This is a genomic window from Dyella ginsengisoli, from assembly GCF_044904665.1.
Lineage (GTDB): Bacteria > Pseudomonadota > Gammaproteobacteria > Xanthomonadales > Rhodanobacteraceae > Dyella_A > Dyella_A ginsengisoli.
Genome location: NZ_JADIKM010000006.1, coordinates 85282 through 98934 on the forward strand (window position 1 = coordinate 85282; position 13653 = coordinate 98934).

The 13653-nt window shown below is 70.5% G+C and carries 13 protein-coding genes; 10 read left to right on the forward strand and 3 right to left on the reverse strand.

Annotated features, from left to right (window positions below; genetic code table 11):
- The first annotated feature begins 47 nt into the window (after window positions 1–47).
- From ISP17_RS17775 to ISP17_RS17785, 3 genes are all read left to right on the forward strand, one after another.
- On the forward strand, window positions 48–332 hold the full coding sequence (locus tag ISP17_RS17775) for a helix-turn-helix domain-containing protein (protein ID WP_404635569.1): 285 nt from the start codon (window positions 48–50) through the stop codon (window positions 330–332).
- Window positions 329–1630: a type II toxin-antitoxin system HipA family toxin gene (locus ISP17_RS17780; RefSeq protein ID WP_404635571.1), complete on the forward strand. Its 1302-nt coding sequence runs from the start codon at window positions 329–331 to the stop codon at window positions 1628–1630. Before ISP17_RS17775 ends, ISP17_RS17780 begins: the two co-directional genes overlap by 4 nt.
- 71 nt (window positions 1631–1701) lie before the next feature.
- Window positions 1702–2352, forward strand: coding sequence for a DsbA family oxidoreductase (locus tag ISP17_RS17785; protein ID WP_404635573.1), 651 nt, complete (start codon window positions 1702–1704; stop codon window positions 2350–2352).
- Window positions 2353–2358: 6 nt separating this feature from the next.
- Here ISP17_RS17785 and ISP17_RS17790 read toward each other — a convergent pair whose 3' ends face one another.
- Window positions 2359–5292, reverse strand: coding sequence for a bifunctional diguanylate cyclase/phosphodiesterase (locus ISP17_RS17790; RefSeq protein WP_404635575.1), 2934 nt, complete (start codon window positions 5290–5292; stop codon window positions 2359–2361).
- A 146-nt stretch (window positions 5293–5438) separates the two neighbouring features.
- Here ISP17_RS17790 and dinG point away from each other — a divergent pair, with 146 nt between their 5' ends.
- The 7 genes from dinG to ISP17_RS17825 all read left to right on the forward strand — a co-directional run bounded on the left by dinG (window position 5439) and on the right by ISP17_RS17825 (window position 10683).
- Window positions 5439–7544: an ATP-dependent DNA helicase DinG gene (gene dinG, locus ISP17_RS17795; protein ID WP_404636050.1), complete on the forward strand. Its 2106-nt coding sequence runs from the start codon at window positions 5439–5441 to the stop codon at window positions 7542–7544.
- Window positions 7541–8104 (forward strand): HutD/Ves family protein, encoded by a 564-nt coding sequence (locus tag ISP17_RS17800; protein ID WP_404635577.1) that lies wholly within the window; start codon window positions 7541–7543, stop codon window positions 8102–8104. Before dinG ends, ISP17_RS17800 begins: the two co-directional genes overlap by 4 nt.
- Before the next feature lie 43 nt (window positions 8105–8147).
- Window positions 8148–8726, forward strand: coding sequence for an NnrU family protein (locus ISP17_RS17805; protein WP_404635579.1), 579 nt, complete (start codon window positions 8148–8150; stop codon window positions 8724–8726).
- Window positions 8727–8771: 45 nt separating this feature from the next.
- Entirely contained in the window at window positions 8772–8972 is a 201-nt protein-coding gene (locus tag ISP17_RS17810) for a hypothetical protein (protein ID WP_404635581.1), read from the forward strand.
- 4 nt (window positions 8973–8976) lie between these two features.
- Entirely contained in the window at window positions 8977–9570 is a 594-nt protein-coding gene (locus tag ISP17_RS17815; RefSeq protein ID WP_404635583.1) for a DUF938 domain-containing protein, read from the forward strand.
- 78 nt (window positions 9571–9648) lie between these two features.
- Entirely contained in the window at window positions 9649–10209 is a 561-nt protein-coding gene (locus ISP17_RS17820) for a lipocalin family protein (protein ID WP_404635585.1), read from the forward strand.
- 72 nt (window positions 10210–10281) lie between these two features.
- Window positions 10282–10683 (forward strand): YchJ family protein, encoded by a 402-nt coding sequence (locus ISP17_RS17825; RefSeq protein ID WP_404635587.1) that lies wholly within the window; start codon window positions 10282–10284, stop codon window positions 10681–10683.
- Window positions 10684–10690: 7 nt separating this feature from the next.
- Here the strand turns inward: ISP17_RS17825 and ligB are convergent, their stop codons facing one another.
- Both ligB and ISP17_RS17835 read right to left on the reverse strand, forming a co-directional pair.
- Window positions 10691–12373 carry an NAD-dependent DNA ligase LigB gene (gene ligB, locus ISP17_RS17830; protein WP_404635589.1) on the reverse strand — a complete coding sequence of 561 codons (1683 nt, stop codon included), beginning with the start codon at window positions 12371–12373 and terminating at the stop codon, window positions 10691–10693.
- 317 nt (window positions 12374–12690) lie between these two features.
- Entirely contained in the window at window positions 12691–13455 is a 765-nt protein-coding gene (locus tag ISP17_RS17835) for an NRDE family protein (RefSeq protein WP_404635591.1), read from the reverse strand.
- Window positions 13456–13653 lie beyond the last annotated feature (198 nt).

Below are 13653 nucleotides of genomic sequence, written 5' to 3' on the forward strand. Positions count from 1 at the left end.
CGGCGACAATTCAAAATGTCGCCGTACAGCGACATGAGGATGCCGCCGTGCAAATCCGAACACCGCAGGACATAGGCGCCATCGTGCGCGAGAGTCGCCAGCAGGCTGGTCTGGACCAAGCCGAGCTGGCGCGCCGCGCGGGCGTGAGCCGGCAGTGGCTGGTGGAAGTGGAACGCGGCAAGCCGCGCGCCGAGATCGGCCTGATCCTGCGCGTTTTCAACGCACTGGGCCTGCCTCTGCAAAGCGGTTACGCACCGTATGCCGCGGGCGTGGCAGACGCCCCCGGCCCAGACATCGACGCCATCGTCGATGCGGCACGCCAGCCCCGATGACGAACCCGCGCCTGCTCGCCTGCCTCAATGGCACGCCCATGGGCACCGTCGAGCGCGATCGAGCCGGGCGGCTGCGCTTCGCCTACGACGACGCGTGGCGCCGCCGGCCCGACGCCATCGCGCTGTCGCTGTCGATGCCGCTGATCCGCAGCGAGCATCCGCACGCCGCCATCGATGCCTTCCTGTGGGGCCTGCTTCCCGACAACGAGCAGACACTGGGGCGCTGGGGCCGGCAGTTCCAGGTATCCGCACGCAACGCATTCGGCCTGCTCGCGCACATCGGCGAGGACTGCGCCGGCGCCGTGCAATTCATTCCGCCAGATCGGCTGGCCTCGATCCAGCGCGACGCCCGCGAGGACATCGCCTGGCTCAACGAGCGCGACATCGGCGAGCGGCTGCGCCTGTTGCGCCACGACCCGTCGGCCACGCGTCGCGCCGAGGACCATGGCCAGTTCAGCCTTGCCGGCGCACAGCCCAAGACCGCGCTGTTGTGGCGAGACGGTCGCTGGGGCGTGCCCTCCGGTCGCGTTCCCACCACCCATATCCTCAAGCCGCCCACCGACGCATTCGACGGCCACACGGAAAATGAGCACCTGTGCCTGAGCCTTGCCCGCACGCTCGGCCTGCCGGTCGCTCACTCGCGGGTGCATCGCTTCGACGGCGAGCCGGCCATCGTGGTGGAGCGCTTCGACCGGACCACGTGGCAAGGACAGTTGCTGCGCGTGCACCAGGAGGACATCTGCCAGGCACTCGGCATTGTCCCGACGCGCAAATACCAGAGCGACGGCGGACCCGGCCCCGTGGTAATCGCCGAACTGCTGCGCACGCACTCCAGTGCCGCCAGCGAGGACGTGCAGCGATTCGTCGACGCGCTGGCCTTCAACTGGCTGATCGCCGGTACCGATGCCCACGCCAAGAACTACTCGCTCCTGCTGGGCAGTCACGGGCGCATTCGGCTGGCGCCGCTGTACGACCTGGGCAGTGCCCTGCCTTACCCGGAACTGCGCCAGGACAAGCTGACGATGGCGATGAAGATCGGCAATACCTATCGACTGCGCGACATTCGTCGCCACCATTGGGAGAAACTGGCACGCGAACTGCGACTGCCGGTGGAGGCGACGCTGGCTCGCATCGTGGCGATGGCCGATGCACTCCCCGACCATGCGCAGGACGTGGCGCGCGACATGCGGGCAGGCGGCCTGGATCATCCGATCATCGACACGCTGCTAGACCTGCTGGCCGACAGCGCGCAGGAGAAGGCGCGACGGCTGCTTGGAACGGCGGCGCCAGACGCCTGATTCGGACAGCATTGAGTCCCTGCCCCGCGCCGCCATATCGGCGTGCTGCCCCTCATTCACGAATTGCTCCCATGACCGAACCCACAGCGCTGCGCATCGATTTTGTCTCCGACGTCTCCTGCCCCTGGTGCGCGGTGGGGCTGGCCTCGCTGGAGCGCGCGCTCGATGCGCTGAAGGACGAGGTACGCGCCGAGATCCACTTCCAGCCGTTCGAGCTGAACCCGCAGATGGCGCCGGAAGGCGAGGACGTGGGCGAGCACATCGCGAAGAAGTACGGCATGACGCGCGCGCAGCTGGCGCAGAACCAGGAGAACATCCGCCAGCGCGGCGCGGCGGTGGGCTTCATCTTCGCGAACCAGGACACGCGGCGCATCTACAACACCTTCGATGCCCATCGCCTGCTGCACTGGGCCGAGGACAGCGGTCGCCAGCACGCGCTCAAGCGCGCGCTGCTCGCGGCGTATTTCACCGACGGTGAGGACGTGGGCGATCGCGAGGTGCTCGCGCGCGTGGCCGAAGCGGTCGGGCTGGATGGCGCCGAGGCGCGGTCGATGCTCGCCAGCGACCGCTACGCGCAGGAAGTGCGCGCGCAGGAGCAGTTCTTCCAGCGCGCCGGCATCCATTCGGTGCCGGCGATCATCATCAACCGCCAGCACCTGATCTCCGGCGGCCAGCCGCCGGAGGTGTTCGAGCAGGCGCTGCGGCAGGTGGCCGGCGGCTGAAGCCTCTCAGGCCTCGATGCCCAGCCAGTGCGCCAGCGGGTGCGGGCGGCCAAGCAGGAAGCCTTGCCCCAGTTCGCAGGCCATGCCCTGCAGCAGCGCGCGTTGGCGCGGCGTCTCGATGCCCTCGGCGATCACCTGGATCTCCAGCGCGTGCGCCAGCGCGAGGATCGCCTCGACCACGGTGGAACTGTTGGTGCTGCCGGCATCCAGCGCCTGCACGAAGGTCTGATCGATCTTGAGCATGCGCAGCGGCAGCGAGTGCAGGTAGTTGAGCGAGGAATAGCCGGTGCCGAAATCGTCCAGCGCCGCGCCCACGCCGGCCTGACGCAGGCGTTCGAGCGTGCCGCGCACGCGTTCGGGATCGTCCAGCAGCGAGCCTTCGGTGACCTCCACGATCACCCGCGACGGCGCCAGCGCGGTGCGCCCGATCATCGCCAGCAGGCGCTGGTCGAAATCGGCATGGCGCAGGTGCAGCGCGGACACGTTGAAGGTGAGGAAGCTGCCGTGCTCCGGCAGCCGGGTCAACGCCACGCAGGCGCGCTCGAACAATTGCCAGTCGATCAGCTCGATCTGCCCGCAGTCCTCGGCCACCTTGAGGAACGCACCGGGAAGCAGCACGCCGCGCTCCGGATGGTGCCAGCGCAGCAGCGCCTCGTAACCCACCAGCTCGCCGGTCCGCAGCCGGCAGATCGGCTGCAGGTAGGGCTGGAACTCGTCGCGCTGCAGCGCGTGGCGCAACTCGCCCTCCATGCCCAGTTCGTCCACCAGGTTCTTCGCCAGCGTGTCGTCGAACAACGCATAGCGCTTGCGACCCAGCTCCTTGGCCCGGTACAGCGCGATGTCGGCATCGCGCAGCAGCTCGTCGGCCTGGCCGTAGCGATGGTCGCCCAGCGCGATGCCCAGGCTGGCGCTGGGCTGCAGCTCGCGGCCGGCCACCGGCAGCGGCTGGCCCAGCGCGTGCAGCACGCGATTGGCCACCGCCGTGGCGGTGTCCGGCCCGTCGACGCGATCAAGCAGGATCGCGAACTCGTCGCCGGACAGCCGCGCCACCACGTCCGGCTCGCGCACGCAGCTGTGCAGGCGCTGCGCGACCTCCTTCAGCACGGCATCGCCGGCGAGGTGGCCGAGGCTGTCGTTGATCACCTTGAAACGATCCACGTCGATGTACAGCAGGGCGCAGCGCGCGCCGCGGATGTCGCGCACCAGCGTCAGGCTGCGCTCGATGCGCTCGCGCAGGTAGTCGCGGTTGGGCAGGCCGGTCAGCGCATCGTGCATCACCTGGTGGCGCAGCTGCTGCTGGACGCGCTCGCGTTCGCTGATCTCCTTGCGCAGGGCGCGAGTGCGCTCGTGCACGCGCAGTTCCAGCTGGGCGTAGGCGTGCTGCAGGGCGTCGGCGACGCGGCGGCGCTGCAGGCTGGTGGCGATCTGCGAGGCGACGAAGCCGAGCAATTCCTGCTCCGCCGTGCCGTAGGTGATCTGCTCGGTGTAGCTCTGCACCGCGACCAGGCCGATCGCGTGGTCGCCGTCCCACAGCGGCACGCCGAGCCAGCAGATCGACGGCGTGCCGGTGGAATGGGCGTCGATGTCACCGCACCCGATCATGCGGTCCATGCCGGCGCGATCGACCACCAGCGCACCGTGCCTGAGCACGTACTCGCTCAGGCCACGGCTGAGCGGCCGGGCGCGGTACGGCTCGCCCATCACGTCGACCGCATAGGGAAAACTCAGGGTTTGCGAGGTTTCATCGACCAGCGCGATGAAGAAGTTCTTCGCGTTGATCAGGCTGCCCACGATCGTGTGCACCTGCTGGTAGAAGGTCTGCTGGTCGATGTCGGCAGTGGCCAGCTGGGCGATCTGGAACAGCGCCGCTTGCAGGCGCTCGGCGCGCTGGCGCTCGGCCACCTCCTGCTGCAGGCCGCGGTTGAGCTCGGCCAGCTCCAGCGTGCGTTCGCGCACGCGGCGTTCCAGGTCGTCCTTGCCCTGCTTGCGCTCCAGCGCGGTGAGGATGTGGCTGCCGACGAACTGCAGCAACGCGCGATCGTCGGCGCTGTAGCGGATGCCTTCCTCGTAGGTCTGCACCACCAGCGCGCCACGCGCCACGCCCTCGCGCAGCATCGGCACACCGAGCCAGTGCCGGCACTGCGGGCCCATCGCGCGCAGCGTGCCGCCGAGCTGGCGGTCGATCTCGTCGGTGGTGCCCATCAGCGACCGGCTGCCGGTGAGCAGATGCCAGGTGAGGCTGCCCTGCAGGCGCGCCACCGGCATTTCCTCGTCGGACTGGCCCGCCTCGTCCTCGGTGTCGGCGTAGTAGAGAAAGCGCATCGCGCCGCGCTCGGCGTCGTAGCGCACGATGAAGAAGTTCTCCGCGTACATCAGCGTGCTGACGATGCCGTGGATGCCCAGCAGCATATCGGGCATATCCAGCTCGGAGCCGGACAGGTCGGAGATGCTCAACAGCGCGCGCTGCAGGCTCTCGGAGCGCTCGAGCTGGTCGTGCGAGCGCTGCAGGTCGGTCAGCTCCAGCGTGCGCTGCAGCTGACGTCCGGCCAGCTGCAGCAGCGGCATCGGCAGTTGTCGGTCGGGCGGCGTATCGGCGGCGCCCGCGTCCAGCTGCACCAGCAGCACCGCCGCGCCGGGCCGGCACAGCCGGCAGGCCAGCAGCGACAACGCCGGATCGAGCTGCGGCCCATCGTTGTCCAGCGCGCGCTGCACCAGCGCCATCTCCGCCGCGCCCAGGCGGGTGGCGGGGCGGCATTCGGGCTGACTCTGGCCCGGCAGCCACCACAGCACGGTAGCCGCCCGGCACGTCGGACCCACGTGCACCATGTCCACAATCACCGCCGCCACCGCCGCGGGGCTGGACGCTTCCAGCAGCCGCTCCAGCCAGGCCACGGGGCTGGCGGGAGAACGGCTGGGCAGGTCGCGCGGCATGGGCTTCATGTGGCAGTAATGATCCTTCTTGGCGAGCCGCTGGGCTGGCGACGCGGCCCGATCCGATAAACTGGATGCTTGCTGCGAGCATCGCGTCCCCCGCGGATCGCGTTCCATTGCTCCTTATCGACCGTTCCCGCCCGGGCTTTACCCGCTTGCTCACCGACGCCATCAAAGACGCCATCCGCGCCGCCTACACCCGCCTCAAGGACGGGCTGCCGGGCTTCCGCGCGCGCGCCTCGCAGGGGCGCATGATCGCCGAGGTGGCCAGGGCGCTGGCGGAGACCGGCGGCGCGGCGGTGATAGAGGCGCCCACCGGCACCGGCAAGTCGATGGCCTACCTGATCGCCGGCCACGCGGTGGCACGGGCGCAGAAGAAGAAGCTGCTGATCGCCACCGCCACCGTGGCGCTGCAGGAGCAGCTGGTGCAGCGGGACATCCCGCTGTACCTGTCGCTCAACGGCATCGAGGCCAAGGTGGCGCTGGCCAAGGGCCGCGGCCGCTACGTGTGCCCGCGCAACCTGCTGATGGCCGGCAACAGCCTGGCCGCCGACGCGCAGCTGGGGCTGGGCTTCGACACCGACCTGGCGCTGTGGACGCGCCCGCCCGACGCGCGCGACAAGCACGCGCTGGGCAAACTGCTCACCGCGCTGGACACCGGCAGCTGGGACGGCGACATGGACGCCGCGCCGGAGCCGGTCGGCGACCTGCTGCGCGGCATGATCACCACCAGTGCCGGCGGCTGCACCAGCCGCCGCTGCGCGCAGTTCATGGGCTGCCCGTTCTTCGCCGCGCGCCGCGCGGTGGCCGACGCCGAGATCATCGTGGCCAACCAGGACCTGGTGCTGGCCGACCTCACCATGCCCGGCGGCGAGGAGGACAGCTGGGGCGGCGTGATCCTGCCCAAGCCGGACGAGACGCTGTACATCTTCGATGAAGGCCACCACGTCGCCGCCAAGGCGATCGACCGCGGCACCGCCGAGGTGTTCATGGGCGCGGCGGTGCGCCAGCTCAGCCGGCTCGGCCGGCAGGTGCACGCGGCCTATTCGCTGACCGACAAGGAGTCGCTGGGCAAGCTCGGCCTCGACCAGGGCGACGAGAAGCTGCAGGAGCTGAGCAACGCGCTGGAGGATCTGGAGCGCGAGATCCGCCTCGGCTGGGTACCGGACCCCGGCGAGAGCGAACCGATGTATCGCGGCTCGATGGGCCAGCTGCCGGAAAGCTGGGTGGAACACGCCCGGATTCTGGCCGTCTATACGGCCGAAGTGCAGCGTTGGCTCAACGCGGTGCGCCGCGCCGTGCTGGAAATGAGCGAGGGCGGCCCGACCCAGGAGGCGCTGTCGCGCGAGCTGGGCATGGCACTGGAACGGCTGGAGAAGCAGTCACGCTGCTGGCGCGCCTGGTCGACCAGCGACCACGAGCACGCGCCGCCGCTGGCGCGCTGGGTCACACTGGCCAACGACCAGCAGTTGGTCTGTCACGCCTCGGCGGTGTCCGCCGCGGGCATGCTGCGCAACGTGCTGTGGGGCAACGCCAGCGGCGTGGTGATGACCTCGGCCACGCTGAGCGCCGGCGGCAACTTCCGCCATTTCGCCGATGCGGTGGGCCTGCCCGACGAGGCGGTGACGCTGAGCCTGCCCTCGCCATTCGATCTCGCCACGCAGGCCAGGCTCGAGGTACCGGCGATGCGTACGCTCCCCGACGCGCGCGACGCGCACGCCGAGGAGGTGGGCGAATGGCTGGCCGAGCACCTCGACTGGGACGCCGGCAACCTGGTGCTGTTCACCTCGCGCATCAAGCTCGACCGCGTGCTGCAGAAGCTGCCGATCGCGATGGTGCGCAAGGTGCGCGCGCAGGGCTCGCTGGGCAAGTCGCAGCTGGTCGCCGAGCACTGCGCCGACATCGAGGCCGGCAAGGGCAGCACGCTGTTCGGGCTGGCCTCGTTCGGCGAAGGCCTCGATCTGCCGGGCAAGTTCTGCGAGACGGTGGTGATCACCCAGCTGCCGTTCGCCGTGCCGACCGACCCGGTCGGCGCCACCTACGCCGAATGGCTGGAATCGCGCGGGCGCAATCCGTTCATCGAAGTGACCATTCCGGAAGCCACGCGCTTGCTGATCCAGTACTGCGGCCGACTGATCCGCAACGAGACCGACCGCGGCCGCATCGTGCTGCTGGACCGCCGCGTGGTGGTGAAACGCTACGGCGAACGCATGCTGCAGGCACTGCCGCCGTTCGAGCGCGTGATCGAGCGCGCCGCATGAGCGCCGGCCGCCTCCTGCGCGCCGAGGCGCTGCTGCCGGTGCCGTGGCGCAACGGCCAGGGCATCACCCGCGAGATCGCCGTGATGCCGCCAGGCGCGGGCGTGGGCGATTTCCTGTGGCGCGTGAGTCTGGCCGACGTGGTCGGCGCCGCGCCGTTCTCGCGATTTCCCGGCGTGGACCGAACCATCGTGCTGATCGATGGCGCCGGCTTCCGCATGACGCTGGATGGCACGCAGGTCCACGACCTCACCACGCCGTGCGTGCCGTTCGCCTTCCCCGGCGAGGCGGAGGTGGCGGTGGCGCTGGCCGGTGGCCCCACGCGCGACTTCAACCTGATGCTGCGGCGCGGCCGCGCCACCGGCGACGTCGAGGTTTGGCGCGGGCCGGAGACTCACCGCCTGCCCGCGGACCTGAGGCTGCTCCATGTCGTGCAGGGCCGCGCCGAGACGCCGGACGGCATCCTCGCCGCCGGCGACAGCTGGCTGCCGGCTGCGGGAGCGCACGCGGAGATCCGCCTCGACGGCGTGGCCCTCGCCGTGCGGGTGCGCGCCGCCGGCTGAGCCGCCGCTACACTCGTCGTATTTCCCGTGCGGAGCGACCACGATGGCGATGCTGATCCTTGGTCTGGCGCTGTTCCTCGGCGTGCACTCGATCCGCCTGTTCGCCGACGGCTGGCGCACGCGGCAGATCGCGCGCCTCGGCGCCAACGGCTGGAAAGCGCTGTATTCCTTGCTTTCGCTGGCCGGCTTCGTGGTGCTGGTGTGGGGTTTCGGCCTGGCGCGTCAGCATCCGGTGGTGGTGTGGGTGCCGCCGATGGCACTGCGCCACCTCAATGCGCTGTTCACCCTGCTCGCCTTCGTGCTGCTGGCGGCGGCCTACGTGCCGGGCAACGCGATCAAGGCGCGGCTCGGCCACCCCATGCTGGCGGCGGTGAAGCTGTGGGCCTTTGGCCACCTGCTGGCCGCCGGCATGCTGCACGACGTGGTGCTGTTCGGCGCCTTCCTGCTATGGGCGGTGGTGGATTTCATGGTTTCGCGGCGGCGTGACCGCGCGGCCGGCGTCACTTATCCAAAGGGACCGGCCTCGCGCACGGTGCTGACGGTGGTGATCGGCGTGGCGGCCTGGGCCGCGTTCGCGTTCTGGCTGCATGTGCTGCTCGTTGGGGTGAGTCCGTTCGGCTGAGGGCGTATCCTGCCGGCTCCGTTACCGCTGCCTGCGAGGTGCGCCATGGTCGGCTTTCTGCTCTGGTTGCTGCTGCTGGTGTTCTGCTGGCCGATCGCGCTGCTGGCGCTGGTGCTGTACCCCATCGTGTGGCTGCTCGCGCTGCCGTTCCGGCTGGTCGGCATCACGGTGGGCGCGGTGTTCGCCTTCCTCGGTGCGCTGCTGATGCTGCCGGCGCGCGTGCTGCGGGGCCGTCCGGCGGTCTGATCCGATGGAGCGGCCGAGCTCGCCGGCCTGCGCGCGCAATCGCGCGCCGATCCTGGCGGTGCTGCAACCGTGGTTTGCCGATCGCCGGCACGTGCTGGAGATCGGCAGCGGTACCGGCGAGCACGCCGTGCATTTCGCCGCGGCGATGCCGCAGCTGGTCTGGCAGACCTCCGACCGGGACGAGTATCTGCCCGGCATCCGCGCCTGGCTCGATCACGCCCGACTGCCCAATACGCTCCCAACAGTGACGCTGGACGTCAACGGCCGCTGGCCGGAGGGTCCGTTCGACGCGGTGTTCACCGCCAACACGCTGCACATCATGGGCTGGCCCGAGGTGCAGCGACTGTTTGCCGCACTGCCGGCGGTTTGCACTGTAGACGCCCGGCTGGCGATCTACGGCCCGTTCCACGAACGCGGCCACCCCACCTGTGACAGCAACGCCGCGTTCGACGCGGCGCTGCAGGCGCGCGACCCACGCATGGGCCTGCGCGACCGCGCGGCCGTGGACGATCTTGCGGCCACGAGCGGATTCAAGTTGCAGCGTGTCGTGCCGATGCCCAGCAACAACCTGTGCATGCTGTATCGGCGGGAAGCCTGACCAGGCCGCGACTCTGGCACGGCTTTCGCAAGACATGCCGGGCCTGCCGGCTGTCCGCCTGTTTCGAGGAAATGCGCCATGAACTGGTCTCTTCCACTGCCCACCACGCTCAGCGCCAGCGTCGCCCTGACGATGTCCACGCCGACCGCGATCAAGGCGGTGCCCCAACTCGACATCGCGCAGTTCGCCGGGCGCTGGCACGAAATCGCGCGACTGCCGTCGCCGCTGCAGCGACTCACCGATCGCGACATCCGACTGGATATCGAGCCGCTGGAGGCGGATCACTACCGGCTGCGCCGCAGCTGCAACGACCCTGACGGCAGCGAGCGGCGGCAGGAATTCCACGCGCGCCGGCGCTATCCGGTGCAAGAACCCGGGCAGTTCCAGCGCACCGCGGCGCCCGCCTGGGCGCAGTGGCTGCCCTCGACGTGGAAGGACCTGTGGGTGCTGGCCGTCGACCGGCAATACCAGTGGCTGATGCTGGGCGAGCCGCGCCTGCGCGAGCTGTGGATGTACGCCCGCGAGCCGCAGATGGAGCGCCAGGTGCTGGAGGCGCTGAAATCCACCGCGCGCGGCCTGGGCTACGACCTCGCCCCGCTGATCGTCAGCGGCCAGCTGCGCAGCTTTCAGATGATGTGACGCGCGGGCGGACTTGGCAGCGCGGCGGCGGCCGTTCACCATCGCGGGCTCGTCACGCACCGGCCTCCGCCCATGGCTTCCACCCTCCGCACGCCCTGCCCCTGCGGCCGGCCCGCCGAGTACGCGCAGTGCTGCGGCCCGCTGCACGCCGGCACGGCCGTCGCCACCACCGCCGAACAGCTGATGCGCTCGCGCTACAGCGCCTACGTGCGGCGCGACGAGGCCTATCTGCTGGCCAGCTGGCACGCCAGCACGCGGCCGGCCGCGCTGGACCTCGCCGCGCAGCAGCCCGCGCCCACCTGGCTGGGGCTGGAGGTGAAGCATCACGCCCCCGATGGCGACCGTGCAGTGGTCGCGTTCGTCGCGCGCCTGCGCCACGGCGGCGGCAAGGCGCAGCGCATGCACGAGGTGAGCCGCTTCGTGCGCGAGGACGGACGCTGGTACTACGTGGACGGCGACCTCGGCGGTAGCTGAGCGCGCCTCAGAAGCCGGTCACGCCGGCTGCGTGCAGACGTGCCGCCAGCGCCTGCACTTCCTCATTGGCGAAGTAGGCGCGCAGACGCTTCGCGCGCGTGGCGCCAATGCCGTTCTCGCGTTGCCAGTCCGCCTCGCTGCGGGCGACCAGCGTGGCCCAGTCCGGTGCCGGCGCGTCGCCCATCGGTGGCGGTGCCAGCGCCGCCAGCCAGCGGCCGAAATTCGCATCACGCGCGACGGCAAAGGCATGGCTCAGCGCCGCCGCGCGTTCCGCACCGATGCCATCGACCGCGGCCAGCTGCACGGGCGTCAGGCGCATCCAGTCCAGCAGGCTTCGCACCTGTCCCGTGTCGATCAGCTGCTGCCACAGCGCGGCGCCGACGCCGTCGAGGTCCAGCCCGTGACGGCCGCCCAGCCACACCAGTCGCGCGCGGAACTGCCCCTCACAGCCCGGATCGGGATGCCAGCAGCTAAGCGCGTCGTGCTTCGCATCCGGCGCCTGCACCGGCGCGCGCTCGCGGGTACGCCACACCACCTCGTCCAGGCGCGGGATGGTGAGCCCGGCCAGCGACACGCTCACGCGATCCCCCGGCCGCACATCGAGTTCGCGCCAGCGCGTCAGCGCACCCACGCTCACGCGCTGCACCCGATGGTCGTCCAGCTGCACCGGCTCCAGCTCAAGCACCACGCTCACCCGACCGCTGCGGCCGGTGCGGAAATCCACCCCACGCACGGTGGCCAGCGCGCGGGCGGCCGGGTATTTCCACGCCACCGCCCAGTCCGGCGGCGCGGCCTGCCAGCGGTTGGCCGGCGGTCGATGCCCCTGGCGCAGCACCACGCCATCGGCGGCAAACGGTAGCGTCTGGCGATACCAGCGCTCGCGCCAGCGCGTCACGTCGGCCAGCGTCGCCACCGGCTGCACCAGCGCGGCGCTGTCGGTCAGGCCCATCGCGCGCAGACCGGCCAGGCGCGCGGCCATGTCGTCCGGCCCGCTCGGCCAGTCCCACACGAACAGATCGATCTGCGCCGCGGTGGCGTCGTCGAGCTCGCCCCGCGCCAGTGCGCCGGCCACTTTCGAGCGGGCGTTGGCACCGCCGTCGCGCGCCTGCACGTGGCCGGGCAGGCGCCACACCAGCTCGCCCTGCAGCACCACGCGCGCCGGCGCGTGGGCCAGCGTCTTGGGCACCGCGGCGATGCGGCGGGCGGCGGCTGTCCAGTCCGAACCGCGCCTGCCGTCGCCGCGGCTCACCGCCTCGCGCAGCGCGCCGTGCTCGTAAAGCAGGGTGACCGCCACGCCGTCGGCCTTGGGCTGGATCCACAGGTCGCTGTGGCCGCGCGCCTGCATCCACGCCTGCACGGCATCCGCATCGGGCAGCTTGGCCAGCCCGGTCTGCACCACCGGGGCACGCACGCTGCCGCCGGCGTCGGCCAGGTGCGGCAGGTCGGCCGGCGACTGCGCGGGAAAGCACGCGCGCCAGGCGCGGAACTGCACCAGCGCCTGGTCGTAGATGGCGTCGTCCACCGGCGAGCTGCCTTCCACCCGATAGGCGTGGTTCCACGCGGCAAGGCGATCGTGCAGGGCGGCGAGCTCGACGCGGGCGCGGGCGGGCGGCCAGTCGGGACAGCCCGCATGCAGCGGCGCCGCGACCCACAGCAGGCCCAGGACGAACGCGATCCCTCGATAACGCATGGCGTACCCCCCCGGCGCGCTCCGGCGCCGATCGGGCAAGCCTAGCCAGGGCATCGACGCGCCCGACAGCGGGTTCGCTCCGGGGACACTGTAGGGTCGCGCTGCCTGCCCGCTAAAGCGTTCGCCGACGCGTGCGCTCAGAGGCTGAGAAAAATTCGACCGCCGTAGCGAGAGCGCCGCCAAGCGTTCGTGACAAGGTGCGTTGGGAGCAAATCCGGGGAGTTTGGTGAGCCAAATGACCCGGATTTGCCCGCAGCGCGCCGCCGGCACGGGCGTTTGGCGACGGTCGCAGTAGGCGGACGATTTTTTCTCAGCCCTCAGTCGGCGGTGCCGAAGCGCAATTCGGTTTGGCCGTCCGGACGTCCGTTCGGGCCAAACCGCCGCTCGACGATGCGGCCCGCGCCGCGATGATCGATCAGCACCAGCGTGCTCGCCCGCGTGCCGTAGCGTTCGCCGCGGATGAACGCCGAGGACAGCCAGCGCTCGCGCTCCAGGCCGATGCCGGTGTCCGGCAAGTCCTCGTCCGGCGCCTGCCGCTCGTCGGCCAGCGCTGCAAACAGCGGCTCGATGTCGTCCGCTCCGGCATCGAGCCAGTATTGCAGGCGCCGCATCAGGGCCCGTGTCTTCGGCCACGGCGTGTTGAAGTCGGCATTGGAAAGGCCGTGCACGCCGGGGCCGATCGCCTGCAGCCGCGGCTCCGGCCGGTTGCCGAGGTAGAAGCCGTCGCGCACGTCGAAGGTGAGCAGGTTGAACGGCCGATAGTGCGCCGCATCGGCGCGCAGTCGCGATGCGTGGGCGGGGGCTTCGCCCGGACCGGTGAGGTAGTCCACCGCGAGCAGGCCGCGCGAGCGTCCGAGCTGGGGATCGCGCGGATCGCGCACGTTGGTCACCACCGCGCAGCGACCTTCGTCGGTGACGCCGAGCCAGGTTCCGCCGGCCTCCAGGTCGCGCCCGGCCGCCATCGTCGTATCCGGCCAGCGCGCCAGCGGTGCACTCGGCCGGCCGTGGAATTCATCGCGGTTGCCGGCGAGCACGAGCCGCCAGCGGGGATGGGCGTTCCAGGCGAAGCCGATCAGGCACATAAGGCGAGAAGTAAGGGAAGAGGAGTGAGGAGTGAGAGGTGGGGTACGAGGCGCAGGACGCTACGGGATCTGTCCGGGCCTCGCGGGCGCATCGTTTTATGGAGAAGCTTTCTATCACTGTCGGGCGGGGCGTGCCGCAATGAACAGCGCACGAGGCTTTCGCTCTCCACTCTCACTTCTCACTCCTCTTCCCTTACT

Coding starts and splice junctions, on each gene's coding strand:
- ISP17_RS17835 (WP_404635591.1), bottom strand. CDS start 13,455: ATGTGCCTGATCGGCTTCGCCTGGAACGCCCATCCCCGCTGGCGGCTC.
- ISP17_RS17800 (WP_404635577.1), top strand. CDS start 7,541: ATGAGCGCCGGCCGCCTCCTGCGCGCCGAGGCGCTGCTGCCGGTGCCG.
- ISP17_RS17825 (WP_404635587.1), top strand. CDS start 10,282: ATGGCTTCCACCCTCCGCACGCCCTGCCCCTGCGGCCGGCCCGCCGAG.
- ISP17_RS17820 (WP_404635585.1), top strand. CDS start 9,649: ATGAACTGGTCTCTTCCACTGCCCACCACGCTCAGCGCCAGCGTCGCC.
- ISP17_RS17780 (WP_404635571.1), top strand. CDS start 329: ATGACGAACCCGCGCCTGCTCGCCTGCCTCAATGGCACGCCCATGGGC.
- ISP17_RS17805 (WP_404635579.1), top strand. CDS start 8,148: ATGGCGATGCTGATCCTTGGTCTGGCGCTGTTCCTCGGCGTGCACTCG.
- ISP17_RS17810 (WP_404635581.1), top strand. CDS start 8,772: ATGGTCGGCTTTCTGCTCTGGTTGCTGCTGCTGGTGTTCTGCTGGCCG.
- ISP17_RS17790 (WP_404635575.1), bottom strand. CDS start 5,292: ATGAAGCCCATGCCGCGCGACCTGCCCAGCCGTTCTCCCGCCAGCCCC.
- ISP17_RS17815 (WP_404635583.1), top strand. CDS start 8,977: ATGGAGCGGCCGAGCTCGCCGGCCTGCGCGCGCAATCGCGCGCCGATC.
- ISP17_RS17785 (WP_404635573.1), top strand. CDS start 1,702: ATGACCGAACCCACAGCGCTGCGCATCGATTTTGTCTCCGACGTCTCC.
- ligB (WP_404635589.1), bottom strand. CDS start 12,373: ATGCGTTATCGAGGGATCGCGTTCGTCCTGGGCCTGCTGTGGGTCGCG.